This is a genomic window from Gemmatimonadota bacterium (genome assembly GCA_026706845.1).
In the GTDB taxonomy this organism is placed as follows: domain Bacteria; phylum Latescibacterota; class UBA2968; order UBA2968; family UBA2968; genus VXRD01.
Window position 1 is genome coordinate 1 of record JAPOXY010000022.1, and the last position, 25,965, is coordinate 25,965.

Here is a 25,965-nt window from a genome sequence, read left to right on the forward strand (position 1 = left end):
AGTCGAAACCGAAATCGGCCCCTTGCTTGACGAATACTGGTTTGATGCGCTGGATACAGCCCAAAAGGCCCGAGAAAAACTACTGGAAGGGTTATAATGGACACCGTTCAAGAAAACGACAATCTGGGGTACATCGGAGAAATTCCAGTCAGAAATCTCTGGCTACTGATGCTTTATGCGTCCCAACTATTCCGACAAATGGACGATTTGCAAAAGCGAGAGGTAGAAGATAATCCGGACGACATCCCCGATCTGGTAGCAGAAATCCTGGCGCGGGCGGTAGAACGCCGCTTAAGGCGAAACCTGAGCTTTGGCTACCAGCCCCGGCAAGCTATCCTCAGCAGGGTGCGCGGCAGGATTGACCATATTCATACAGAACGCCGCCAACTGCTACAAAGGGGACTGGTAGCCTGTCGGTTTGAAGAGCTAACAGTAGATACACCACGCAACCGATATGTTCGAGCGGCATTGGAAAAGTCGGCCAAGATGGTACGAAGCGTTGACCTATCCCGTCGATGTCGCGTCCTTGCCATTCGTTTAGTGCATATGGGAGTGAGTAGAGAACATCTCATCCGCCATGACCCATCGGTAAATCTCATGGGGCGGACGGATACCGCCGACCGGCAGATGCTGGCTGCGGCACAATTGGCCTTCGATTTGGCACTACCCACCGAAATCTCTGGTTCCAGAAATTTATCTTCACCATCCCGCGAACCTCAATGGGTATGGGAACTTTACGAAAAGGCCATCGCCGGATTCTACGACGTCACCCTTACACAGTGGGGGTGGAGCGTTCATTCCCAACAGACACTCCGCTGGAATACTGGTAATATGACTGATGGAATTGGTGATATCCTCCCCTCAATGCGTGCCGATACTGTTTTAAATCATACAGATTCCGACCGTCGCATCATCATAGACACCAAATTTACATCCATCCTTAAACCCGGAAATTACCGTGCTCAAACATTGGCTTCACCCCATATATACCAGATATACGCCTACTTGAGATCCCAAGAGGGCCGTGATTCTTTGGCGGATATGGCATCGGGAATACTCCTGTATCCTGCTGTCAATTGCTTAGTTGACGAATCGGTTGACATACAGGGCCACAACATACGATTTGCCACCGTAAATCTCGATGCAACTCCTGGAGGGATCCGGCACAGGCTCCTTAAATTGATTGATCCCGACCTGGTATAATAAAAAAACGCCATCAGCTATTTGTCGATGGCGTTTTTGTTTAACTTTGGTGTTTTCAGAGATCGTGTAGTATCGCTAATTGCTCAGGGGGTTTTAGCAGATAGGTAGCACCCTACTGTTCTCCCACCCCATTGCCTATCTCGATGGACTGGGCGTTCGCAAGCGAAGTCACAAAATCAACATCTTTTGCATCCTTGCTTTTGATCAGGATAATTGGCTTATCAAGGGCAGATGCCATTCCAGCTTCATAGTTCACCCATTGTGATGTAGCACTATTCGGCGTGACAATAATTACTACGTTACTCGCGCTACACATCTGCTGCTTTATCGTCTCCCGAATATCGTCACCAATCTTAGTCTCTAATCGAGGATCGATAAACGATATGTCGTCGGTATCGTGACCATGCTCCTTCAATAATCTGGACACCTGTTCTGCAATACCGCGGTCCTGATATGCATAAGAAAGGAAAACTTTTTTAGCCATTCTCGCGCTCCTTTGATTTTATGAGGCCACGCATTTCCTCTACTACTTCTTTCCAAGATGAGGCTGGGTTGCATTGACTCGTTAATAGAAGAGGCGGAACACCGTGTTCACGTCGCCTGAGTTCTTGGTAGTCAATGCGATGTAAGAGAATAAATGTTGGAACTTCAAAGGCATCTGCATAAGCCAATTCCATCCATTGTGTTGCGCCTGCATCCAGTGTCTCAGGCGATACCAATAGAAGCATGGCTACCGACTCTCTAACACGTTCTTTGAGACTTTTCGCAATCTCCGTTTCAGAACGACTCTGGTCTCTCTGAAAGGTCCATGCCGTCACATCTTCTTTTGAAAGCAGAGTTTCAATGGCGTACTGAAGCAAGCTAACTTCGAAATCATTTTGACTTGAATACGAAATAAAAATCTGCCATTCTCTACTGATTGGCAAGTGCCTACCTCCGATGCTTTCAGAGATCGCGTAGTATCGCAAATGATTCAGAGAACTTTCGCTGATATGCTGGCATATTTTGAAAAAACCCCGGATCCACTTGGAATCCGGGGACCGCAGAACATATTGTACTGCGGAAATCATAAAAAAGTGTATCGAATATATTATACTAAGTCAAGTAGATTCTGGATAAGCATTGCACAACGCTGCTGAAGACTTACAGAACCTACAACCTATCCACCTGAGTCTCTCCGCGCTTCAGCTCTTCCATCAGTTCATCGTATTGATCCCGATCAACCGGCATAGCGACCTCCTCTTTTCGCAGAGCCGAAAGCACAATAGCGTTAATCAACTCCAGCGTTCGCCGCGCCGTCACCCCATCTGTAATCGCCTCTCCGCCATCCAGAATAGCGGAAACAAAACTCTCCACCAGTGTTGGTCCCCCCTCATCGGACGGCACATCCTCCCAGCGAATACCTGGCTGATGCCCCTTTGCCTCCTTTATAAACGCCCGCATAGGCGCCTCGTACCGCCCCAGCCGAAACACATCAGGCACCTTTGAATTGGCATTCTTTTCATCTCGAAACTCAATCGTACCCAGATCGCCTGAAATCTGTCTGTAATTCAACCGCCTATCGCACGTACTCAACTGCACATTCGCATGGGCACCACAGGCAAAACGGATATTGGCAACAACCGTATCCTCAATCTCCACACGATGACCCCAATTGCACATCATCGCAGAAACCGCAACCGGATCGCCCACCATCCAGCACAGCAAATCCAGATCGTGACTCGTCTGATTCATCAGCACCCCACCCCCTGCGTGCTCCCAGGTACACCGCCATACATCCCGGTCGTAATACACCTCTGGCCGCGTCTCAATCCACATCCACAGCACCCGGTAAATCTCTCCCAACGCCCCCTCATCAATCAGCCGCTTCAGCGCGCGATTGCCGGGAAACGTGCGATAATTGTGTCCCACAGCCAGCTTCAAATCCCGCGCCTGCGCCGCCTCAATCATCCTGTCCGCCTCGGAAACCGTATTCGCAATCGGCTTCTCCACAAAAGTATGCAACCCCGCCTCCAAACAATCCAACCCCATCGGCGCGTGGAGATGGTGCGGCGTAGCAATCACCACCGCATCCAGATCCTCGGACGCAATCATCTCCCGATAATCTCCCCAGGCGCGCGCACCCCGTTCTTCTCCAACCTGCCGCGCATAATCCAGATCCAAATCCGCCACCGCCACCAACTCCACCCGATCCAGCCCTGAAATCTCCCGCACATGTTGCCCGCCCATACCCTTCAAACCCACCACACCGAACCTGACCATAACGCTCTCCTTTTTTGTCTGCTCCACTTCAGATATATTGACAAACGACGTATCAATCCATAATATATTTAAAAAAACCCGGAGGACTCCCCATGTCCAAAACCTTCCAAAATCGCGCCGAAGCCTTTGCCTGGCTCAGCCAGAATGACCCCCGCGCGCCCAAAGCCGGAGATCCCGCGCCAGACTTTGAACTATCGGATATCAACGGCGAAAACCCCGTGCGCCTCTCACACCTTTGCAAAGACAAACCCGTTGCACTCATCTTCGGCAGCTTCACCTGACCGCCCTTTGTCCGCGAGGCAGTTAGCCTCCGCGACCTCTATGCAACATATCACAAACAGATCCACTTTCTCGTAATCTACATCCGCGAAGCCCACCCAGAAGACGGCTGGAAACTCAAAGACACGGGCATCTACGACCCAAAAACCCTTGCGGAACGCCGAAAAGTTGCAAAGACATGCGAAGATGCCATGCAATACGGCATACGCACCTGCGTTGACGACATGGACGACGCCGTCATGAACGACTATGTCGCCTGGCCCGAACGCCTCTACCTGATCGGCACAGACAACCGCGTCGCCTATGCCGGCAAACACGGTCCTTATGGATTCAGCCCCAAAGAACTCAAAGCGGCAATAGATCACATCACCCGTTGAAAATTCTCAAACGCCTCGTCCCAGGCATCCGCATCCGTCGGACTATACGTCTTAATCGCAGTAGAAGCGCGCACAACATCCCGGAGTTCATCCAGGGAACCAATCTGCCCCTTGCCCATCGCCTGCATCAAAAGATTGCCCATTGCAGTCGCCTCAGCCGGACCTGACAGCACCGCACGCCCTGTCGCCGAAGCGATAAACTGGCACAAAAGCATATTGTGGATACCCCCACCCACAATGTGAATATCCCCCAGCGTCTTGCCCAATACATCTTCGAGTTGACCCAGAACATAGCGACATTTGAGCGCCAGACTCTCCAGCGCCGTGCGAATAATATCCCCCTCGCTATCGGGCAGCCGTTGACCAGTACGCTTGCAAAAATCCCGAATGCGAGACGGCATATCCCCGGGCGTACCAAAATCGGCGTGATCCGGATCGATAAACGACGCGAGGCGATCCGACGCCATCGCCAGCCCCATCAACTCTTCCCACGAATAATCTTTCCCCGCCAACGCCCACACGCGGCGGCACTCCTGCACAATCCACAACCCCGAAATATTCTTCAAAAACCGAGTCGTATGATCAACACCGCCCTCATTGGTAAAATTGTGCGCGAGCGCGCGCTTATTAATCGCGGGCGCGGGCAATTCCGCCCCCATCAGCGCCCACGTGCCACAACTGATATAAACCGCATCGGGTGAAGAAAGGGGTACAGCCGCAACCGCCGACCCCGTATCGTGACAAGCCGGTGCAATCACATCAATCGGTGCGATACCCATCTCATCCGCAATGCTCCTGCGCATGGGACCAAGCACCGTACCCGGAGACACCACATCCGGAAGCATATCCGTGGGAATATCGAGCACATTGAGCATTGATTTTGCCCAGGCATTATCGCGCGGATTGTAGAACTGCGTAGTAGTTGCATTGGAATACTCACACACCTTCATACCCGTGAACCAGAAATTGAACACATCGGGCATCGTGAGAAACGTACGCGCAATATCGAGCTGAGGCGATTGCGCGAGACGCTGCGCAAGCAACTGATACAGCGTGTTAAGCTCCATAAACTGAATACCCGTATGCTCAAAAATCTCCTCGCGAGAAACGCGCTCAAACGCGACATCCATCATCCCCTGAGTGCGCGCATCGCGGTAACAAAAGGGATTGCCGAGCAAATTGTCCTGCGCATCGAGCAAGCCATAATCGACCCCCCACGTATCACAGCCCATACCATTGAGCGGTTCCCCAGATCGAACAGCGAGACGCAACCCCGTACACATCTCGTCAAACAGCCGCAGCGCATCCCAATAATAATGATCGCCAACAGGTATCCCCTGATTGGGAAACCGGTGAATCTCTTCAATATCCAGACGCGCGCCATCAAAACGCCCCAAAACAGCCCGGCCGCTGGACGCACCCAAATCATAAGCGAGATAATTGGTCGTCGATGCCATAAAAAAACTCCATCAGGATGTGCAAGATTAAAGGATGAACAGGATGAAAATCAAATGCAACTACAGCAACTACAGATGAAAGGCACTCCTCTCCGTAACAGAAGCGAGGCTGTGAGAAACAGATACAAGAGCAACAGCACTGGTGCAATTCGCATTGTGTTTACACAATTCAGTGGCTATTATAGGACGCGGTTGGGAAGTGTCAAGTATTTCGTTATCAGGAGTGTGTATTATGAGCAAAGATTTGAAAGCAGTTTTTCATTTTTGGAAGCGTTTTGCACGTCAAAATGGCCTGAATCGCCGCGATTTAATCAAAGGCGTCGCCGCCACAAGTCTCGGTCTCGCAGCCGGAACCTTCGGCGCGCCACAGCTCTACGGAAATTCAAACGTATCGAAACCAAAACCACGCAATCGTATCCAACTCGAAAACGCCGAGCGTGGAACGCGCGACTGGTTGCTCACTAAGACCGACATCAACGACATCGAACCGGTGGCGTTGTGGCGTTCCCCGCGAATTGAGGGCTACTGCTCCGAGACGAGCGTGAGCGCTGGCGACACGATCAAGATCATGGTGGGCACGAATCCAGTGTCCCAGTTTGATCTGGAGATCTTCCGCACAGGCTATTACGGCGGAACCGGCGGGCGTTTCATGAAGCGCTTTGATTCTATACAGGGCAAAACCCAACCGGATCCGCCGATAGGCGAAAACCGTCTGCGCGAATGCACCTGGGAACCTTCCGTAGAATTTGAGATTCCAGACGATTGGCTCAGTGGCGTCTATCTGGGCAAACTCACCGCGAAAGAAGAGGGCGTGCAAAGCTACGTCATCTTTATTGTGCGCGATGATCGCCCCTGCGATTTGCTCTTCCAGTGCAGCGACATGACCTGGCAAGCCTACAACAGCTGGCCTACTAATGAGTGGTCTCTTTACCACAACGACGAGAATGGCTACACGGGATATAAGAAAAGGAAAAAGTGGAGCACCAACGCGAACGATACCGGATGGGTGAGTTTTGACCGTCCTTACGCGCAGTTCTGCCAGGATCATCTTGTCAAGAATCCCAAGTCCGTGGGCACGGGCGAGTTTCTTCTTTGGGAATTCCCTCTCTCCTATTGGATAGAGCAGCAAGGGTACGATGTGTCGTATATCTCAAATGTGGATACGCACAGACACGGTCCGCGATTGCAGCGCACGAAAGGCTTCATCTCCGTGGGCCATGACGAGTATTGGACCCGGGAGATGTACAACAACGTCATCGAGGCTCGGGACGCCGGTGTCAACCTTGCGTTCCTGAGTGGTAATTCGGTTTGGGGTGTGGTGCCTTTGCTGCCCTCTGTCGAGGGACAGCTCCACCGGATCATGCGACGCGAAGATAAGTTCCTTGGCGAGGAACTCAGCAAGATGTTGAACAAGCGACGCGGCACCCCCGCCAAGTATCCAGCGGGGCCGGACGCGGCGTTGCTCATGGGGGGACGAACGGCCGGCATTGGCGGGGGTGACTGGACCTGCACCCAACCAAATCACTGGATCTATGACAGCACTGGCATGCAAAAAGGTGACACCATCGGTGGACTAATAGGCTGGGAATGGCATGGATCGCCTCTTCCCGAACTGCCTGGCTTTGAAGTTCTGGCCGAGGGACCGATGCTACCGAAGAATCGTAGGTACAGTCCTCATGCCGCTACGATCTACGATGGGCCAAAGAATAATGTCGTATTCAACGCCGGGACGATCTGGTGGGCACAAGGTTTGTCGTCGCCTCCCGGCCACGTATTGCCCGCACATAGGCATGCCAAACCGAAAGGTCCGGACCCGCGCGTGCAGCGCATGATGGAGAATGTGTTTAATCGGTTTGCACAGTAAGGTCCAACAATGGGAAAAAGAGACAATATGAGCGAATCACAACCCCCCGAGGACGGTCTGCATCGCCGCGATTTAATCAAAGGCGTCGCCACCGCAAGTCTCGGTCTCGCAGCCGGAACCTTCGGCGCGCTACAGCTCTACGGAAATTCAAACGTATCGAAATCAAAACTACGTAATCGTATCCAACTCGAAAACGCCAGGCGTGGAACGCGCGACTGGCTGCTTACCAACGCGTACATCGACCCGGATACCTGGTGGCGTTCCCCGCGAATCGAGGGCTACTGTTCCGAGGTGAGTGTGCGCGCCGGCGACACGATCAAGATCATGGTGAGCACGAATCCGGTATCGGAGTTCAGTCTGGAAATCTTCCGCACGGGCTACTATGGCGGAACCGGCGCGCGATCCGTGAAGAAGTTTGAATCTATTCAGGGCAAAACCCAACCTGACCCGCCCATCGGCGATAACCGCCTGCGTGAATGCAAATGGGAACCATCGGTGGAATTTGAGATTCCCGACGATTGGCTGAGTGGTGTCTATCTCGGCAAACTCACCGCCAAGAAGGTGAGCGGCGTCTATCAAAGCAGACTCACCGCCAACAAAGATGGTCTGCAAAGCTATATCATCTTCATCGTGCGTGACGACCGCCTTTGTGACCTGCTATTCCAGTGCAGCGACATGACCTGGCAGGCCTACAATAGCTGGCCCGATGACAGGTGGTCTCTTTACCACGCCGACAAGGAGATCTACAATCCGAATGGAAGGAAAAAATGGCTCACGGATCTGGAAACCGGGTGGGTGAGTTTTGATCGTCCCTACGCTAATTTTTGTCAGGACCATCTCGTCGATAGACCTGACTCCGTGGGGTCGGGAGAGTTTCTTCTTTGGGAATTCCCGTTGTCCTATTGGATGGAGCAGCAGGGCTACGATGTGTCCTATATTTCGAACGTGGATACGCACAGGCACGGTCCGAGACTGCAGCACGCGAAAGGTTTCATTTCCGTGGGCCATGACGAGTATTGGACCCGGGAGATGTACGACAACGTCAGCGCGGCCCGCGACGCCGGTGTCAACCTTGCCTTCCTGAGTGGTAATACGATGTTTGGTGTGGTGCCTTTGCTGCCCTCCGCTGAGGAGCAGCCCCACCGGATCATGCGACGTGAAAGCTATTTCATTGGCGAGGAACTCTATAAGCAGGCTCAGGAGCGACGAGGCATAAAGCTCAAGTATCCGCCAGGGCCAGACGGGGCGTTGCTCATGGGTGGACGCCACGCCGGCCTCGGCGGTGGTGACTTTGTCTGCGCCAAGCCCGAACACTGGCTGTATGAAGGCACTGATATGAAAGAAGGCGACGCCATCGAAGGTCTGGTGGGCTGGGAATGGAACGGCCATCCCGCCGTTGATTTACCCGGTCATGAAATCCTGGCTACAAGCAATGCGGTTGACGGAAGAAATAGACTCGATTCATCCCATGCAGCGACGATCTACAATGGACCCAGGGACAACGTTGTATTCAATGCCGCATCTATCTGGTATGCGCAAGGTGTGTCATCGCCTCCAGGCCACGTTTTGCCCGCAAATAGACACGCCCGGCCGCAAGGCCCTGACTCGCGCGTGCAGCGTATGATGACCAATGTGTTCGATCTGTTTATCAAGTAAGGTCCAAGTGAGGAAATACATGAAACCTGTCGTCGCGCACAGTGCCAACCCCTATTTACCAGCCACAGCCACCTGGATATACGATCAAATTCGCACACTGAAGCGGTATCGCCCCATCGTCCTCACACAAACGCGCCAGAATCTGGATCAGTTTCCCATAGAAACCGTCTTATCCGCCGAAGATATCTCGCCCATTCGCAGAACAACCCTCCGCCTCATTCGCAAAATGCACGGCACGTACGCCGGCTATGAAAACTGGCTGCGCGAACACAACGCCGCCCTCATCCACGCGCATTTTGGACAAGAGGGATACCGATGTCTCTCCGCAAAACAGCGCACAGGCATCCCCCTGATCACTACCTTTTACGGCATGGACGTATCGGCACTGCCTCGGCAAAAAAAATGGCAAAAACGATACAAACGGCTCTTTGCCGAAGGCGACCTATTCCTCGTCGAAGGACCCTTCATGGGCGAACAACTCATCGCACTGGGATGCCTTGCCAATCGAGTAATCGTACAGCACCTGGGCGTAGATCTCAAAAAAATCCCCTTCAGAACAGACCACACAGCCAAACAACCCATCGTATTGACCTATGCTGTATTCCGAGAAAAAAAAGGATTGAAATACGCAATCCAGGCATTTGCAAAAATAGCGGAAAAATACCCGGACGCCCAACTGCGGATGATCGGCGACGGACCTTTGCGTCCACAACTACAAGCTGAAATACGAAATCTACACCTTGAAAACCGCGTAAAAATGCTCGGCCTGCTTCCCCATCCTCTCGCACTTGAAGAACTCAAACGCGCAACAATCCTCCTCTATCCCAGCGTCACAGCATCAGACGGCGACACTGAAGGCGGCGCACCCGTCGCCCTGATCGAAGCAATGGCAATGGGCGTCCCCATTGTATCGTCCCAACACGCCGACATCCCCGAAGTCGTCATCGACAAAACCTGCGGCCTATTATATCCCGAACGAGATATAGCGGGCCTCGCTGAAGGATTGGACACCCTCCTCAGTTCCCCTGAACAATTTGGCCGCGCTGGCCGCACCCATGTGGAAAATCAGCACAACCTTCAAAAACAAGCCAAAAAATTAGAGGCGATTTACGATCGGGTCATGGAAAAAACATAAAGAGCAGGACGGCACGGGGACCGTCCCTACAACAACACCTTCTGGATCGCGGCTTTAAGCATGCGATGACGGGTGATAGAACGACACACGCGCCCCACCCCCCAAAGTATAATTCTTGACATCCGCGGCTATTGGCACAATTTATGGCAGTGTCATTTCCCGTGCATTAAAAATGGAGACAGAAATGCCTGAACACCCCAACCTCGTATTTGTATTCCCCGACGAATATCGCCGACAGGCCATGGGATTCATGAACGAAGATCCTGTAATAACGCCCAACATCGACCGATTTGCGTCTGAAAGCCTCGTATTAACCGACGCCGTAAGCACCAGACCCGTATGCAGCCCATATCGGGCAATGCTATTCACCGGACAATATCCCCACGCCAATGGCGTACTCAGCAACGTCAACTCCACCACAGTACAATACGAAAACTACCTGCGAGAAAACGCACGGTGCTTCTCAGACGTATTACACGACGCTGGCTACAATCAGGCGTACCTGGGCAAACTACACCTCGATCCCCCCAATGAGCAATATGAATACACAGAAGGACCGAGAGGAAATGGCGTCATCTGGGACTCATACACCCCGCCGGGACCGCGCAGACACGGATATGACTTCTGGTACTCCTACGGCTGTTGCGACTGGCACTTCAACCCCCACTATTGGACCGGCAATGACCCCATTGAAAAGCGCATTGAACCGCGGGAATGGTCCCCCAAACACGAAACCGACATCGCAATAAACTACATCCGCAACGAAGGCGGTAAATACAGAGATCCCGAAAAACCATTCTCACTCTTTATATCCCACAACCCCCCGCACATGCCATTCAAACAAGTACCGGAAAAATACGTCGCCCAATACGGCGACGCCACCCACGAAGACCTCTTAACGCGCCCCAACGTACCCACGGACACAAGCGGCGACAGCGCCCGCGAAAACGCGAAACACTACTTCGCCATGGTAACCGGCGTCGATGAAAACTTCGGACGCATCCTGGACTGTTTGAAAACAGAGAGCCTGGAAGAAAACACCATCGTAGTCTTCACCTCTGACCACGGTGAAATGATGGGCAGCCACGGCCGCATAGGCAAAACCGTACACTACGAAGAATCCTTTACCGTGCCATTTATCATCCGCTGGCCAGGAAAAATCACGCCCGGCACAGATAATTTGTTAATCGGCACACCCGACTTGATGCCCACATTGCTCAACCTCATGGGCGTGGGGCAGGTCCCCGACAGCGTCCAAGGAACAGATTACTCCGACATCCTCCTGGGCAGAGAAGGCACGCGTCCGGCATCTGCGCTCTATCTCAACGTAATGCCCGCCGACCCCGCTGGCGGATCGCGCGGCGTGCGCACACACCGACACACCTATGTCGTCACGCGAACGTCCGAAAGCGAAGAAATAATCCTCCACGACAATATCGCAGACCCCTATCAACTCCAAAACGTCGCCAGCGACCATCCCGGCCTTGTATCAGAACTTGGGGAAGAAATGAACAACTGGTTGGAAAAAACCGGCGATCCATGGTTAACCCAACAATAAGGAGCAAAAAATGGCAGACACCCCAAATCTCCTCGTCATCCACACCGACGAACAAAGCTGCTGGACATTGAGCGCGTATGGCGGAACACTCGTCGAAACGCCCCACATCGACTCCCTGGCAAACGAAGGCGCAATCTTGACCAACTTCATGGTCAACGTCGCCGTATGCACCCCATCCCGAGGCGTATTCCTCACCGGCCGCTACGAACATGTACACGGTGCATATCGCAACAACATCCCCCTCAACCGCGATGAAATCACATTTGCTCAGGCACTAAAAGATCGCGGATACGACACCGGATACGCGGGCAAATGGCATCTGGACGGACCCCCGCGCCCCGGCTGGGTACACCCCGAACGCACAATGGGCTTTGACGACGCCGAATACATGTTCAATCGCGGACACTGGAAAAAAATCGAAGATACCGACATGGGCGATGTGCAACCCACAGTGTTTAATTACAGAACCATGGGCGACGAAAAAACCTATCCAACGGACTGGCTAACCGAAAAAACCAACGAATTTATGACGCGAGATCGCGAAAATCCATTTTGTTTCATGCTCAGCATCCCCGATCCCCATCCCCCATTTACCGTGCGCCCACCCTACGACACCATGTACGATCCCGCAGACATGCCACTGCCCGACACGCGCAACGAAGAAAATCAGCCCAGTTGGGTACCCAACAGACAGGCTCCAGAAGATGAAATCCTGCGCAAACACATGGCCCAATACTGCGGCATGGTCAAAGTCATCGACGACTGCGTGGGCAGAATGCTCGATGCACTGCGCGAAAAAGGAATCCTGGACAACACAATTGTAGTCTTCACCTCCGACCACGGCGAATACCTCGGTGAACACGGATTGATGGGCAAAAATCAACTCTACGAAACGGCTTATCGCGTCCCCATGTTAATCCGCTGGCCCGAGAAAATCCCGTCTGGAACGCGAATAGATCGCCTGGTCGGCTCAGTCGATTTCATGCCCACCATCCTGGCCCTCATGGGATATGAACCCTGTGGCCGCGAACACGGACGGGATGCATCCGCACTCTTGCGCGGCGAAGAAATCGAATGGGAAGACATCTGTTATATCCACCACGACCCCAACAGAGCCGGCGTATTCACCCCCAATTACGAACTCGCCTATGTGAAAGACCACGACGCCATCCTCTTTGACCGCCAAAACGATCCCGACCAGGTAAACAACCTGTTTAACGCCCCCGAACACCGGGAAATGATCGCAACCATGACCGCCGACCTCGCCGCACATCACGCATCGGTAGATTCCCCGGCGACGGAGTGGTTGCAATCGCTGTAAGGAAAAAAATGAAAATCACAGGCATAGAAACGCTGGTGTGTCATGCGCGCATGCGAAATTGGATCTTTGTAAAAATCCTCACCGATCAAGATGGCCTGTGGGGTTGGGGCGAAGCCACATTGGAGTGGCACACGCGATCCGTCGTCGGCGCAATAGAAGACCTGTCAATGCTATTGATCGGCGAAGACCCCCGGCGCATTGAACACCTGTGGCAAATGATGTATCGCCAGCACTTCTGGCACGGCAATGGTATTGTGCGCGCCACAGCAATCAGCGGCATTGACATCGCCCTGTGGGATATCCTGGGCAAAATACACGGCGTCCCGTGCTTTGAACTCTGGGGCGGACCTGTACGCGATTACATCCGCACCTATTGCCATCTGGGCGGGGGAAAAATGGAATTGTTCTACGAAACCCACCCAAAAGATGCAAAGCGATTTGGCGAACTGGCTCTGCAAGCAGTAGAAGACGGATTTACAGCATTCAAATCCATGGCCGTACCGCCCACCATGCCCATCGAAGGACTAACGCCCATTCACTACGCCGAAGCTTGTGTAAGCGCAATGCGCGAATCCGCAGGACCTGAAATAGACATCATGGTTGACTGCCACGCCCGCCCGTCGCCGCGCATGGGCATCCGATTTGCCCGCGCGCTTGAACCCTATGGCCTCTACTTCTTTGAAGAACCCTGCTGGCCGGAAACCATGGCGGATATCGCGGCGGTCCAGAACGCCGTCAGTACACCGATAGCAACCGGCGAACGCCTCGTCTCTCAACACCACTTCCGGGAATTATTTGAACTGCGCGCCTGCAGCGTAATCCAGCCCGATATAACCCACTGCGGCGGATTGAGCGAAGCCCGGCGCATAGCCGCAATGGCTGAAAGCTATCGCATTGCAATCGCACCGCACAATCCCCAGGGGCCGGTAAGCACAGCGGCTTCCCTCGCCTTTGGTTTTGCCACGCCATCCTACATCATCTGCGAAGCAGTACACGCCGATGTCCCCTGGCGTTATGATGTCGTCTCCGAAAGTTATACAGTCGAAAAAAACGGCCGCACAGTGAAACCGTGGCACACCCCCGGACTCGGCATAGAAATCATCGAATCCGAAGTCGCAAAGCATCCATTTGAGCAGGAAATATTACAGCGGGTATTTTATCCCGACGGCAGCATCGGCGATTGGTAAAAGGAGGATCTATGGCATTTGATTCACGGCTGCAACGAGATATAATGGGGCAATTTGCAACGGGTGTCACCGTCGTCACCACGCGATACAAAAACGGCGACATAACAGGCATGACAGCCAATGCCGTCATGTCATTGTCGCTGGACCCACCACTCGTTGTCGTATCGGTCGATAAATCGGCGACTATGCACAGCGCCTTATCGAATGGACAGTGTTATGCAATCAACATCCTCACCCGAGAGCAAGAGCATCTGTCCAACCGATTTGCCATGCCGGGACCAAAGGATTTTTCCGATCTGGCATTGCGCGAAAGCAAAACAGGTGCGCCGATCCTGGAGGGCACACTGGGATATCTCGACTGCAAGATAGTGAACATCTTGCCAGCAGGCGATCACGACATGTTTGTAGGAGAAATACGGGCGGGAGAATTGGGAGAGGGGAACCCGTTGCTCTATTATGGAGGGAAGTATCGAAGTCTGGCAGAAGAATAAGCTCAGGTATGAACATACATATCCAAAAACCGTTTTTCCCCTTCTGAACTGCCAATAAGGAGGATCTCCGCTGCTCTTGGCAGTGGTTTATTGGGATCGGGATTGAGCTGCATTTCCTGGTTATCATTAAGTGCGATAACCGTACATCCCGTATTCCTGCGAATATGTGAATTTGCAATCGTTCTTCCAACAAGTGAAGAGGGTATCTTCATCCTGAACACACTGATATCCTCACTAAACACACTCAGGCTCTCTGCCACCATCAGGGTATCACTGCGTTTTAAGAAATTGAAAATCGCATCTGCGCCCATCGACGCATAAGACATGACAAAATCTGCGCCTGCGCGGTGCAGAGTCGCGATATTTCTCTCTTGCGTAACGCGGCTGATAATCTGAATTTCCGGATTTAATCGCCGGCAATAAACCGTGAGATAAACATTGATATCATCGTCGTGCGTCGTAATAATAACCGTCAACGCATTCATAATCTCGGCTCTTTTCAGAACCTCAAAATCCGCGGCATTGCCCACAATACAATTGTCGAGCCTCTGAGCCTGGATCACATCTTTTTCCACAATCCGATAATCGAGACCCTGTTCCACAAGCGTGCGCGCAGCCTCCATGCCAACACCACCGCCCCCAATGACGACAACGGGAGCATTTGAAACTTTGTAAATACAGAACAACTCGTTAAATCTATCCAATTGACTCTGTGTCCCCGTCATCACCAGCACAGTGTGGGGACCAATACGGGTATCGGGCAATGCTGGTTGAAAAATACCGCGTTCCCAAACGCCGACCGCCGTCAGACCCAGTTCTCTACGCAGACCAATCTCCTCAAGAGTTTGGCCCACAAGGGGCGTATGGGCCGCCGTGGTCTCGGCAATAAACAAATCGTCGTACTGGCCAATCACATGCGCTGCGGTCTCCCCACTCTGGGTGCGCCGAGCAAGAGATGCACCGAGCATTTTTTCGAGTTGAAGCACATGGTCGCATCCCGCTAATTCGAGAATATCCACGGAATCAGGGTCATCCACCTTGGCGATAATCGGCACAGTCGGATTGAGGTCGCGCACAGTAAATGCAATATGGGTATTAATCGGATCTGTATCTGTTGTCGCAACAAGAGCCGCTTGTTCAATCTGCATTCTTTTGTACGTTTCCGGATTGTCCAGATCCCCAACCACAACATTAATACCCTGATCGTATAGTTGCTGTGCATGCGCTAAATCTGGCGTAATGAGATAGTAGGAATACTGGTAGCGATCCAGCTTGTTGATAAGCGCTTGTGCAATGGGGTCATAGTGGGTCAACAGAACATGCTCTCGCGTACTGCGGGGCAACTGACGCGGCGCTCGGGCTTCGGATTGGGCTTGAATCCACGGCGCGTAAAAAAACTGAATAAAAGTAAACGGCAAAACGATAAGCAAAAAAACCATACCAGTCAGCAAAACGATCATAGAAAAGAAACGCCCCAAATCCCCATGGAAAGTAATATCGCCAAATCCCAATGTTGACATAACCGTAAGCGTCCAATAAAAACCCGTAAACCAGCTAAACTCCTGGCCCTCTCTCAGCATGATGAAATGAAAAAGAACGCTAAAAATTGTAACAATCACAGAAACGGCCAGCAACAATTTGAACAACGTTCCGAGATTTCGCCGAGTTGTGCGCTTTCCCAGTAAAAAGGCGAATTGTGGGGCAAGACCCTTGATCATATCGGTTATTCCTCAACAGGTAAACGGAGAACGCGGATTACAAAGATAGAATATCACAACAGTTGTGTCAATTTGGTTCTCAGAAAAGAAAGGAACTCGAAATGTCATCCAGATACAACATCCTGCTCATAATCTCAGAAGACAACGGGCAACATATCGGCTGTTATGGCGACCCTTATGCACAAACGCCGCACATAGATAAACTCGCCTCTGAAGGCGTGCGATTTGAAAACATGTATGCGACGCAGGCCGTGTGCAGCCCTGGCCGGGCGAGCATTCTAACCGGATTATATCCTCACCAGAATGGTCAGTTCGGATTGGCAACCCATAAGTATGCATTGTACGATGAATTTCCCAACATGCCTCGCCTGTTAAAAAACGAAGGATACAGAACCGGGCTAATCGGCAAATTGCACATCAATCCCGAAGACGCCTTTCCCTACGACCTGCGGTGGAATCCGAAAGAATTTATCAGCTTTGCCAGCCGCGACGTACGCAAAATGGCCGAAGTAGCAGGTGAATTTATGAAACCATCGGACGAGCCGTTCTTTCTACAAATCAGTTTTCCCGACGCACACCTGCCATTCCACCGCCAACAATTTGGGGTACCAGAACAACCACAGGAGGGCAAAGACGTCGAAACGCTCCCATTTGTCGGCATTGACACCCCCCGTCTCAGGGAGGAAACCGCAGACTACTACAACTGCATGTCCAGATTGGACACTGGCATAGGACTCGTCTTAGAACAACTGAACGCCCTGGGAAAAGCCGAAAATACACTCGTGATCTTTACCACCGATCACGGCGCCCAGTTTTCCCGGGGAAAAACATCGATCTACGAGGGCGGATTGCGCATACCGCTAATCGTGCGATGCCCCGGCATCAGCCTTAAAGGTCACACACGCGATGAATTGGTATCACAAATCGACATCTTGCCAACCGTGACAGATATCCTGGGAATAGCGTGCCCCGCAGGAGTGGCGGGCGCATCCTTTGCCCCCCTGTTAAAAGGACAAAAAATTGAATGGCGAACCCATCTATACGCCGAGTGGGGAAGCGGTGGCGTCGTCACGTATTTCCCACAGCGTTGTGTGCGAAATAACCAATACAAACTCATCGCCAACCTCCTCCAGGACCGCCCAAGCCCGAGCGCACTGGGATATTCGGACAGAAACCAAAAATGGACATCTGGCGCGACACAAGAAGAAATAGCCAGCGCAGATAAGCGCATTCGGGCAGCTTATGAACTCTACGAACAACCGCCCGAATACGAACTCTACGACCTGCAAAACGACCCCTGGGAATTTGAAAATCTATCCGATAACCGGGCATACCGCGACATATTGCAGGCATTAAAAAATCGCCTTGAGACCTGGCAAAAAGAAACCAATGACGCCCTGAGACACCCTGAAAACCTGCATCGCCTCACTCAAAAACACGACGAAATCCAGGAAAGGTACTACGCGGAAAGCGTATGGGGAAGTTCCCGAAATTACGAGTGGGACTACACCGAATACCTCTACGACCATTAAGGAGAAAACATGGCAAAAACACACCTGACAATAGAAGGCGAAAAATTTCTGATAAACGAGAAGGTAACCTACTCAGACATTGATAGAACGAACCCCGCTGCCCATGGCCTGCTCTTGAACGCCCGATTTATACAGGGCATTTTTGACGACGCGATGGCACCCGACCGCTTTGCGCGCTGGGGACACGGCGAATGGGATCCCTTGGACAATACCGAGCGCCTCATAGCTGCATTGCCCGAATGGTACCGCTATGGACTGCGCGCATTCACAACCGGATTCCAGGGCGGCGGCCCGTGTTTCACAGTGCCAAATCACACCATCCAGAACAACCCCTTTGGTGCAGACGGCCTGAACCTCGATGCCGACTACGCCGAGCGGATGGACAAACTGATCCGGGGAGCAGATGCTGTTGGAATGATCGTCATCGTCAGCTTCTTTTACGGCTCGCAAACCCGCTGGTTAAAAGATGAAAAAGCCATTCGCAACGCCGTAACAACCGCCTCGCGTTTTGTGAAAGAATATCCCAACGTCATCATCGAAGTCGCAAACGAGATGAATATTGGAGCCTTTGCAAATCATCCCATCATACAAGAACCCGAAGGAATGGTAACACTATTGAATCTGGCGCGAAAAGAATCGGGCGGCTTGCCCTGTGGGTGCAGTGGCGGGGGTGGATATCGCAATCGAGAAGTCGCCGAAGCCAGCGATGTCATACTCATACACGGAAACGGCTGCACGCGGCAGCGATATCACAACATGATACGAGAAGTGCAAAGTTGGAACCTGAACCGCCCTATCGTGTGCAACGAAGATTCCCAGGCCATAGGACAACTCCAGGTCGCCTATAAAACGCAAACCTCGTGGGGATATTACAACAACATGACCAAACAGGAACCACCCGCCGATTGGGGAATCACCACCGGAGAAGACACCTTCTTTGCACACCGAATGGCAGAAGGCATAGGAATCGCCACAGACCCGATTGCTGACCAGTACTACCTCCAGGGGTTAGAACCCCATTGGGAATACCGGGGCCAGCGCTGGCTTCGACTGGCCAGCTTATACCCCGAAACAATCAGCTATGTCGATTTTTATCGGAATGGCAAATACTACGACACCGCGTATGACGAACCCTTTTCCCTGCATTTTCAGACCAACTGGCGGCAAGGCGGCATAGACGTTCGGGACGATGACCGGGAATGGAAAGCCGTTATCCACTGCGGCGACGGCCACGTAATCGAAAAAACGGTTCAGTGTTAATTGGCCAAAAACTCATCCAGCGCATCCACCGCCTGGTCAATATGTTCTTTCTCAATCACCAGCGGCGGCAAAAAGCGCACCACATCTGGCCCTGCGACACATACTAAAATATCATTATTTTCCCGAATCGCATTCATCGCATCTGCCGCTGGTATCTCTTTTAGCACTGCGCCCGCGATCAACCCGCTACCGCGAATCTCCGTCACCTTCTCGGCGTGTTTGTCTTTCAGTGCATTCAGCTTCCCAAACAAATACGCACTCTTCTCCTGGATACCCGCAATAAATGCGGGATCAGACAGCGTTCTAAACACCTCAATCGCCACCGCGCACGACACGGGATGCGCCCCAAAAGTCGCAGCGTGATCCCCCGGCTCCACGGCATCGGCCACATCCTGTGTCACAAGCGTTGCTCCAATCGGCAACCCACCCGCTAAGGGCTTGGCAAGCGTCATAATATCTGGCGTCACGCCGTACTGTTCATAGCAAAACAGCGAACCAGCCCGCCCCAAACCGCACTGAATCTCATCGAAAATCAACAACATCTTCATCTCATCGCACAGGGCGCGCACACCCTCCAAAAATTCCGGATCTGACGAGTGAATACCCCCTTCTGCCTGTAGCGGCTCCAGCAACACAGCCACCGTCTGGCCATCTGCTATCTTCTCCACCGACTCCAAATCGTTCAAATCGGCAAATTCAATACCCGGCAGCATCGGCTCAAAACCCTGGTGATATTTGGGCTGACCCGTTGCAGAAATCCCGCCATAGGTTCGCCCGTGAAAAGAATTATTCATCGAGATAATTTTATTCTTCGGCGCATCTTCAAAATTCTTATACCCCCACTTGCGCGCAAACTTCAGCGCGGCCTCGATAGACTCTGTTCCGCTATTGCAGAAAAACACGCGATCGGCAAATGAATGCTCGCACAACAACTGCGCCAGTTGAGGCGCCGGAATCGTGTGATACAAATTTGAAACATGGATCAACTTGCCCAACTGCGCGTTGGCAGCCTCTTGAATCACCGAATTATTATATCCCAGGGCATTGACAGACAGGCCACTTACAAAATCGAGATAGTGCTTGCCATCTGTATCTACAATATGGACCCCATCGCCCTTTTCCAGCACAAACTCGGGTCGCCCATAGGTTTGCAAGATGTACTTCTGTTCTAAGTCAATAATCTCTCGAGTCGTCATGCTAAATCCTTATGGTTAAAAATTTACTGAACAATTTGCGTTCCAATACCCTCGCGGGTAAAAATCTCCAGCAAAAGCGCGTGCGGAACACTGCCATCAATAATATGCGTCTTGTGAACACCGCCCTTCACAGAACGTTCACAAGCACGCAACTTGGGAATCATCCCCCCGCTGGCAATACCCCTCTCAATCAACATCTCCACATCATTGACATGCAGTGTTGAAATCTGCGAATCCGGATCATCTGGAAACCGTCGGATACCATTCACATCCGTCAAAAACACCAGCTTCTCCGCCTGCAGTGCTCGCGCAATCTCACCTGCTGCCGTATCGGCATTCACATTATAACTCTCGCCCTCTGGCCCCAAACCAACCGGCGAAATAACGGGAATCATACCTTCTTCACAAGCCAGACGGACGGGTTCGGGATCAATTCGGGCGACATCGCCAACATAGCCAATATCGACCCTCCTGGTCTCCCCATCTTCCTCCTCTACCGTCGCAAAATGCTTTGTCACATACATCACGCCAGCGTCTTTCGCCGACATACTGCGCGCGCGTCCATCGAGTATCTCCAGACCATCGACAATGCGCCGGTTCACCTCGCCAAACAGCGTATCTTCCACCACCTGCATCGACGCCTTATCCGTCACCCGCAATCCATTGACCCATTCAGATTCAATACCCGACTCCTCCAGACGCCTGCTAATATCCTTCCCCCCGCCATGTACAACCACGGGACGCATACCCACGGTCTCCATAAACACCAGATCGGCCATTATCGTGGGGGAACCACCTTCTTCGGGCTGTGTGCTACCGCCGTATTTCACCACAATAATTTTGTCGCGAAATTCGCGAATATACGGAAACGCCTCAATTAAAATCGCAGCCTTTTCAATAATCTTGTAATCCATTAGCTCTCCAACGTGCGATACCAGTAGCGATAAACCTCGCAAAATCCCATAGATTCATATATATGACGTGCAGGTGAGTTATCTTCCTCAACTTGCAAATAAGCCATATTTGCGCCCGCCTTGCGAACGCGTTCCAAAAGCGTCCAGGTCAACAAACGACCAAATCCGCGATTGCGTTTCTCTACATCAGTCACCAGACCAAACAAACCCGCTATTTTACCCTCGTGAATGGCGAATCCACCTGCAACTGGAGCATTGCCGTCCATCAACAAAACAAACCGCGCGGGCACAGCCAGATTGTCGAGAATATTCTTAAAAGCACCAATCTCATAATCCGACAGATCTTTCAATTGTGCATAAATATCAAACCACGCCTTTTCTGGTCGCGTCCACACTTTGACCGATCCTGTCTCGGGAAGCACGACTTGATAAAGATCCAGGGATGCTACAACTGTCATCGCTTCGAGCGCATAACCACGCGCAGCAAGCGTTACATCGAGTTGAGGCGGCTGATTTAACGGTGTCATCTTAAACACAGGACGCAAACCACGCGCGCGATATAGACCCTCGCACACCGCGATTTTTGTTTCGGAATCGGCGTGGCCCGGGTAAATTGGACTGACCGAATTTGCCCGTCGCGTATATCCATTAGCCAATCGAATTACCCACCCATCGTAGAGCACTTGCTGCATTGGCGGGCAAGCGTTTAAGCATCTTTCTTCTATATCTCGGATCACATCGATCATGTGGGATCACCCCGTCTCAATCCCATAAAGCCGCGGCAGAGCCTGCATCAAATTCATATTTTCCACAGCCTGGGTAGCCGCGCCTTTTTGCAAATTATCTTCCAGAGCATTGATATAGGCAAAACCGTTATCAACGCCCAATTTGATAATCAGTTTATGCGTATCTACCACATCGCGTGTACCCCACCAATGCGCATCGGAATCTTCAACCACCTGCACCAGATCGTCAGCACCATAAGCATCTGAAATCGCCTCGCGCAACTGCGCTGCAACATCTTCATTTGCCAGCGCCTGCAACTCATCAGCCAGTTCAACTCGAATATTTGCATTAATACCCGCAAATACCGACCGCAGCACAACAGGCGTAAAATTCACTTCAAAACCCGAATACAAAACCATCTCAGGCACGTGTTTGTGTCGCTTGCCATAGCTATACGCAATCTCATTTGACACATCCTCCACCTCGGCTCGCGCACCTGAATTGCCCGAAGTCGCCACAATCGTCGCTTCCCCCTGCACGAGTGCTTTGAGGGGATACAAAGCCAAAATAACACTCGTGGGATAACACCCCGGATTGCCCACCAGACGCGCCATAGCAATCTCTTTGGCAAACAAAGCCGGCATGCCATAAACCGCTTCTTTGAGCAACTCAGGCGCCGTATGCTCCAGGTCATAACCCCTTTCAAACGCTTCTCTCGGCAACCGAAAAGCACCGCTCATATCGATCACCTTCGCACCTGCGGATAGAGCCTCGGGCGCAAACTTCATCGACTCGGGATCCTTCGTCGCTAAAAACACCACATCGCAATCGGCCAAATTGCCATCCCGGCGCCTCGAGTTTTGTCGAAACGCGATATCTACCCGATCGTGGTGCTTTAACACCTTTTGGATCTCCCGCCCCACCATCCCCGTATCGCCATAAATTCCTATTTTGATCACCGTCAGGTCCTTCCTGTATTCCCTATCTGCCCCTGAATATCGCGCTCGAGATTCATCCGCGCTTCGGGAGACCGACACAAAATAAAAATGGTATTCTCACCAGCAAGAGTACCCACAACCTCGGGCCATGACATCTGATCGATGGACTCACAAACCCCCTGCGCGTGACCCGTTATCGTCTTTACAACCAGCGTATGGTCAACCCCATCCACACCCACGACAAAATCCTGCAATTCGCGCCGAAGCAAATATTCGCCCTGTAAAACCAGCCGATCTGTCCCGATAAACGCACCGGGAACCTGATAGCGAAACCCACCTTCGCCATCGGGCACTTTAACCACACCCAACTCCTTAATATCTTTTGACAGAGTCGATTGCGTGGTCGAAATCCCAACATCCTTCAACGCGGTGCTGAGTTCCTCTTGCCGAGCAATGGGCTGATGTGCAATCAGCTCTAAAATTTTTTGCTGACGTTCTTGTTTCGCGCTCATAGGACCGTAAAAATACGTAAAAACTCGTCCAAGTCAAGAATAAAAATTCAAAAAAATGAATTTTTATTCCTTTTTAGCGTATTTATCCAACCACTCCGACATCTCCCACAAAACATGCATAACCGACTCGCGCGCTCGATAACCGTGGCTCTCGTGCGGCAACATCACCAATCGACAAACAGCGCCGTGCCCCTTGAGCGCATTGTAAAATCGCTCGCTCTGCATGGGAAACGTACCCGAATTATTATCTACCTCACCGTGAATAAGCAGCAAAGGCGCCTTAATTTTCGGCACATGATAAAAAGGAGACATCGCCCCATAAACATCTGCTGCTTGCCAGAACGTGCGCTCTTCTGCCTGAAAACCAAAAGGTGTCAACGTGCGGTTATACGCGCCACTGCGCGCAATACCACAGCAAAACAAATCGGTATGTGCCAGCAAATTCGCCGTCATAAAACCGCCGTAAGAATGTCCCCCCACCGCCACTTTTTTGGGATCCGCCACGCCCAGACGCACCAACTCATCAACCGCGGCCCTTGCACTATCGGCGAGTTGCTCGACATAAGTATCATTTGCCTCGCGATCTCCCTCACCCACAATCGGCATCGCCGGACCATCCAGCACAGCATAACCACGCGCCAAAAAAGGCAACGCGCCGTGCGAACTGATACGCACAAAACGAAAAGGAGAATCCTTCACCTGACCCGCGGCATCTGCACTCTTAAATTCGCGGGGATAAGCCCACATCAGCACTGGTAGCGGACCGTCGTCTTTTTTATATCCGGGCGGCAAATACAACGTCCCATTCAACTGCACCCCATCTTTGCGCTGGTACTGAATCAACGACTTCTTCACCGCCTTCAGTTGTGGCATGGGATGAACAAAATGCGTGAGTTGCCGCATATCATTGCGCTGCAAATCCCGCACATAATAATTGGTCGGCTCATCGACACTCTCCCGGCTCATCAACACTGTATTGGCATCTATCATCGTCGTTGGCCGCTCGTAAAACGGCCCCTGGGAATGCATGAGACGTTCCGCCTTACCCGTCTCCAGATCATAGCGATCCAAAAATGGGCGATCGCCTTTGGGCGACGCACCATCACCTGCAAAAAACATATAGCGTTGCGACACATCCGTCATCAACACAGCCCGACCATTGGGCAACCGCGTAAACACAGGCGCGCCCGGCGCGCCATAGCGATCTTCCCACGACCGATCAAACAACACCTGCGGTTCAAAATCCGAATCATCCGGGCGAATGCGCCACGTACGCACGCGCCGCGTCTTCCACCAGCGTTCTGAAACCAACGCAAGATCACCCGTCCCCCACGAACACCCACCATAGCGCATCGCCAGCGACATAAGCGCGCGCCCATCCCCCTCATAAGGCGCGTCGAGCGCATATACAACATCGCGCACCGCCACATCCACCTCGGGATCGCCGCCATCCTGTGCCACAACCCACGTCACAGTCGCAGGCGCATCTGCCCGCCAGCCAAATGATCGCGCACCTTCGATCACGGCATCATACGCAATCGGCACAGACTCGGCCAATGGCAAATCCACGAGTTCGCGCACCTCGCGCCCGTCCAGGTCCCAGATCGCCACCTTCGTTGGAAAACGATACGAAGGCACCAGATACGAAAACGGCCGGTGATAAGTCAACACCATCATATAGCGACCATCTGGCGACGGATCTGCGCGACAGATCAGCCCGGGCGACCCTAAGGGTCTCACATCGCCATTCAGGCGCACAAGTGCAACCTGCGAAGTGGCATAATATTCAAATAGCAACTCATCGTGTGCATTCTTCAACAAATCTTGATACGTGCGCGATGGTGCTGCCCGTTCCTCCACATTTTCCTGAATCACCGGACCTCTGGGCACGCGGGGCACCTCGGGGGGCTCACCCCGACCATTACACACCGCGCGCACCAACAGCCCCGAACTATCCGGCAACCAGACCATAGCCCCGCCAAACACCTGATTCAATTTCACATCGCCAACCGGATGCGCCCTGCCCGTCTCCGCATTGCCGACCCACAGATCAATCCCATTGTCGCCCGTCACCGAAAAAGCAAACCGCTGTCCATCGGGTGCCCAATAAGCCCGTCCAATTCTCGCATCCTTCGGCAACCCCGTCACAGGTATCTCGCGACCATCGGCAACCCACTTGAGCGTCAGCCCATTGTAAAACCCCACGCGACTTTGCCCGTTCACATCCGGATCCAGGCGCAAACCCGCCAGACGCAACTCGGACCGCGACACCTCCTCAATGGACGGTGCGCCCGGACGGTGCATCAACAACAGCACTGTCCTCGTCGGATCAATACTAAACGAAGGTGTCAAAGGCGCGTCAACAATCGCGGCGAGTTC

General features: G+C 52.3%; 22 protein-coding genes. 11 read left to right on the plus strand and 11 right to left on the minus strand.

Features of this window, described 5'->3' with window-relative positions:
* The first annotated feature begins 96 nt into the window (after positions 1 to 96).
* Positions 97 to 1,203, plus strand: coding sequence for a 5-methylcytosine-specific restriction endonuclease system specificity protein McrC (gene mcrC / locus OXG87_02005; protein ID MCY3868299.1), 1,107 nt, complete (start codon positions 97 to 99; stop codon positions 1,201 to 1,203).
* A 112-nt stretch (positions 1,204 to 1,315) separates the two neighbouring features.
* Here mcrC and OXG87_02010 read toward each other — a convergent pair whose 3' ends face one another.
* The 3 genes from OXG87_02010 to OXG87_02020 all read right to left on the minus strand — a co-directional run bounded on the left by OXG87_02010 (position 1,316) and on the right by OXG87_02020 (position 3,465).
* Positions 1,316 to 1,687: a toll/interleukin-1 receptor domain-containing protein gene (locus tag OXG87_02010; GenBank protein MCY3868300.1), complete on the minus strand. Its 372-nt coding sequence runs from the start codon at positions 1,685 to 1,687 to the stop codon at positions 1,316 to 1,318.
* Complete coding sequence (locus OXG87_02015; protein MCY3868301.1) at positions 1,680 to 2,129, minus strand: TIR domain-containing protein; 450 nt, start codon at positions 2,127 to 2,129, stop codon at positions 1,680 to 1,682. Before OXG87_02015 ends, OXG87_02010 begins: the two co-directional genes overlap by 8 nt.
* A 226-nt stretch (positions 2,130 to 2,355) precedes the next feature.
* Entirely contained in the window at positions 2,356 to 3,465 is a 1,110-nt protein-coding gene (locus OXG87_02020) for a Gfo/Idh/MocA family oxidoreductase (GenBank protein MCY3868302.1), read from the minus strand.
* 92 nt (positions 3,466 to 3,557) lie between these two features.
* Here OXG87_02020 and OXG87_02025 point away from each other — a divergent pair, with 92 nt between their 5' ends.
* The gene (locus OXG87_02025; protein ID MCY3868303.1) at positions 3,558 to 4,121 is read left to right on the plus strand and encodes a redoxin domain-containing protein; all 564 of its coding nucleotides are present in this window, start codon (positions 3,558 to 3,560) and stop codon (positions 4,119 to 4,121) included.
* On the opposite strand, the gene OXG87_02030 is transcribed toward OXG87_02025, so the two are convergent.
* A complete protein-coding gene (locus OXG87_02030) occupies positions 4,106 to 5,578 on the minus strand; it encodes a rhamnulokinase (GenBank protein ID MCY3868304.1) in 1,473 nt (490 codons plus the stop codon). The genes OXG87_02025 and OXG87_02030 overlap by 16 nt on opposite strands.
* Positions 5,579 to 5,750: 172 nt before the next feature.
* On the opposite strand from OXG87_02030, the gene OXG87_02035 reads away from it, so the two are divergent.
* The 7 genes from OXG87_02035 (at position 5,751) to OXG87_02065 (ending at position 14,790) form a co-directional block, all read left to right on the plus strand.
* Positions 5,751 to 7,442, plus strand: a complete 1,692-nt coding sequence (locus OXG87_02035) for a hypothetical protein (GenBank protein ID MCY3868305.1) — start codon at positions 5,751 to 5,753, stop codon at positions 7,440 to 7,442.
* A gap of 27 nt (positions 7,443 to 7,469) precedes the next feature.
* Positions 7,470 to 9,098 carry a hypothetical protein gene (locus OXG87_02040; GenBank protein ID MCY3868306.1) on the plus strand — a complete coding sequence of 543 codons (1,629 nt, stop codon included), beginning with the start codon at positions 7,470 to 7,472 and terminating at the stop codon, positions 9,096 to 9,098.
* Between the two features lie 19 nt (positions 9,099 to 9,117).
* Positions 9,118 to 10,233: a glycosyltransferase gene (locus OXG87_02045; GenBank protein ID MCY3868307.1), complete on the plus strand. Its 1,116-nt coding sequence runs from the start codon at positions 9,118 to 9,120 to the stop codon at positions 10,231 to 10,233.
* A 184-nt stretch (positions 10,234 to 10,417) separates the two neighbouring features.
* On the plus strand, positions 10,418 to 11,791 hold the full coding sequence (locus OXG87_02050) for a sulfatase (GenBank protein ID MCY3868308.1): 1,374 nt from the start codon (positions 10,418 to 10,420) through the stop codon (positions 11,789 to 11,791).
* Between the two features lie 10 nt (positions 11,792 to 11,801).
* The gene (locus OXG87_02055) at positions 11,802 to 13,112 is read left to right on the plus strand and encodes a sulfatase (GenBank protein ID MCY3868309.1); all 1,311 of its coding nucleotides are present in this window, start codon (positions 11,802 to 11,804) and stop codon (positions 13,110 to 13,112) included.
* 8 nt (positions 13,113 to 13,120) lie between these two features.
* On the plus strand, positions 13,121 to 14,299 hold the full coding sequence (gene dgoD, locus OXG87_02060; protein MCY3868310.1) for a galactonate dehydratase: 1,179 nt from the start codon (positions 13,121 to 13,123) through the stop codon (positions 14,297 to 14,299).
* 11 nt (positions 14,300 to 14,310) lie between these two features.
* Positions 14,311 to 14,790 (plus strand): flavin reductase family protein, encoded by a 480-nt coding sequence (locus tag OXG87_02065; protein MCY3868311.1) that lies wholly within the window; start codon positions 14,311 to 14,313, stop codon positions 14,788 to 14,790.
* 2 nt (positions 14,791 to 14,792) lie between these two features.
* Here OXG87_02065 and OXG87_02070 read toward each other — a convergent pair whose 3' ends face one another.
* Positions 14,793 to 16,508 (minus strand): NAD-binding protein, encoded by a 1,716-nt coding sequence (locus OXG87_02070; GenBank protein ID MCY3868312.1) that lies wholly within the window; start codon positions 16,506 to 16,508, stop codon positions 14,793 to 14,795.
* Between the two features lie 101 nt (positions 16,509 to 16,609).
* On the opposite strand from OXG87_02070, the gene OXG87_02075 reads away from it, so the two are divergent.
* Together OXG87_02075 and OXG87_02080 are read left to right on the plus strand one after the other, a co-directional pair.
* A complete protein-coding gene (locus OXG87_02075; GenBank protein ID MCY3868313.1) occupies positions 16,610 to 18,040 on the plus strand; it encodes a sulfatase in 1,431 nt (476 codons plus the stop codon).
* Positions 18,041 to 18,049: 9 nt separating this feature from the next.
* On the plus strand, positions 18,050 to 19,300 hold the full coding sequence (locus tag OXG87_02080; protein ID MCY3868314.1) for a hypothetical protein: 1,251 nt from the start codon (positions 18,050 to 18,052) through the stop codon (positions 19,298 to 19,300).
* Here the strand turns inward: OXG87_02080 and OXG87_02085 are convergent.
* The 6 genes from OXG87_02085 to OXG87_02110 all read right to left on the minus strand — a co-directional run.
* Positions 19,297 to 20,496, minus strand: coding sequence for an aspartate aminotransferase family protein (locus tag OXG87_02085; GenBank protein ID MCY3868315.1), 1,200 nt, complete (start codon positions 20,494 to 20,496; stop codon positions 19,297 to 19,299). The genes OXG87_02080 and OXG87_02085 overlap by 4 nt on opposite strands.
* Before the next feature lie 23 nt (positions 20,497 to 20,519).
* A complete protein-coding gene (gene argB / locus OXG87_02090; GenBank protein MCY3868316.1) occupies positions 20,520 to 21,410 on the minus strand; it encodes an acetylglutamate kinase in 891 nt (296 codons plus the stop codon).
* Positions 21,410 to 22,156 (minus strand): GNAT family N-acetyltransferase, encoded by a 747-nt coding sequence (locus tag OXG87_02095; GenBank protein MCY3868317.1) that lies wholly within the window; start codon positions 22,154 to 22,156, stop codon positions 21,410 to 21,412. Before OXG87_02095 ends, argB begins: the two co-directional genes overlap by 1 nt.
* Positions 22,157 to 22,162: 6 nt before the next feature.
* Positions 22,163 to 23,095 (minus strand): hypothetical protein, encoded by a 933-nt coding sequence (locus tag OXG87_02100; protein ID MCY3868318.1) that lies wholly within the window; start codon positions 23,093 to 23,095, stop codon positions 22,163 to 22,165.
* A gap of 2 nt (positions 23,096 to 23,097) precedes the next feature.
* Entirely contained in the window at positions 23,098 to 23,586 is a 489-nt protein-coding gene (locus OXG87_02105) for an arginine repressor (GenBank protein ID MCY3868319.1), read from the minus strand.
* A gap of 63 nt (positions 23,587 to 23,649) precedes the next feature.
* A partial coding sequence (locus OXG87_02110) for an alpha/beta fold hydrolase (GenBank protein MCY3868320.1) occupies positions 23,650 to 25,965 on the minus strand: 2,316 nt, incomplete at its 5' end.

Bases quoted from the DNA above. Each gene is read 5' to 3' on its own strand.
- mcrC (MCY3868299.1), top strand. From the start codon at position 97: ATGGACACCGTTCAAGAAAACGACAATCTGGGGTACATCGGAGAAATT.
- OXG87_02010 (MCY3868300.1), bottom strand. From the start codon at position 1,687: ATGGCTAAAAAAGTTTTCCTTTCTTATGCATATCAGGACCGCGGTATT.
- OXG87_02020 (MCY3868302.1), bottom strand. From the start codon at position 3,465: ATGGTCAGGTTCGGTGTGGTGGGTTTGAAGGGTATGGGCGGGCAACAT.
- OXG87_02030 (MCY3868304.1), bottom strand. From the start codon at position 5,578: ATGGCATCGACGACCAATTATCTCGCTTATGATTTGGGTGCGTCCAGC.
- OXG87_02040 (MCY3868306.1), top strand. From the start codon at position 7,470: ATGAGCGAATCACAACCCCCCGAGGACGGTCTGCATCGCCGCGATTTA.
- OXG87_02045 (MCY3868307.1), top strand. From the start codon at position 9,118: ATGAAACCTGTCGTCGCGCACAGTGCCAACCCCTATTTACCAGCCACA.
- OXG87_02050 (MCY3868308.1), top strand. From the start codon at position 10,418: ATGCCTGAACACCCCAACCTCGTATTTGTATTCCCCGACGAATATCGC.
- OXG87_02055 (MCY3868309.1), top strand. From the start codon at position 11,802: ATGGCAGACACCCCAAATCTCCTCGTCATCCACACCGACGAACAAAGC.
- dgoD (MCY3868310.1), top strand. From the start codon at position 13,121: ATGAAAATCACAGGCATAGAAACGCTGGTGTGTCATGCGCGCATGCGA.
- OXG87_02065 (MCY3868311.1), top strand. From the start codon at position 14,311: ATGGCATTTGATTCACGGCTGCAACGAGATATAATGGGGCAATTTGCA.
- OXG87_02070 (MCY3868312.1), bottom strand. From the start codon at position 16,508: ATGATCAAGGGTCTTGCCCCACAATTCGCCTTTTTACTGGGAAAGCGC.
- OXG87_02075 (MCY3868313.1), top strand. From the start codon at position 16,610: ATGTCATCCAGATACAACATCCTGCTCATAATCTCAGAAGACAACGGG.
- OXG87_02080 (MCY3868314.1), top strand. From the start codon at position 18,050: ATGGCAAAAACACACCTGACAATAGAAGGCGAAAAATTTCTGATAAAC.
- OXG87_02085 (MCY3868315.1), bottom strand. From the start codon at position 20,496: ATGACGACTCGAGAGATTATTGACTTAGAACAGAAGTACATCTTGCAA.
- argB (MCY3868316.1), bottom strand. From the start codon at position 21,410: ATGGATTACAAGATTATTGAAAAGGCTGCGATTTTAATTGAGGCGTTT.
- OXG87_02095 (MCY3868317.1), bottom strand. From the start codon at position 22,156: ATGATCGATGTGATCCGAGATATAGAAGAAAGATGCTTAAACGCTTGC.
- OXG87_02105 (MCY3868319.1), bottom strand. From the start codon at position 23,586: ATGAGCGCGAAACAAGAACGTCAGCAAAAAATTTTAGAGCTGATTGCA.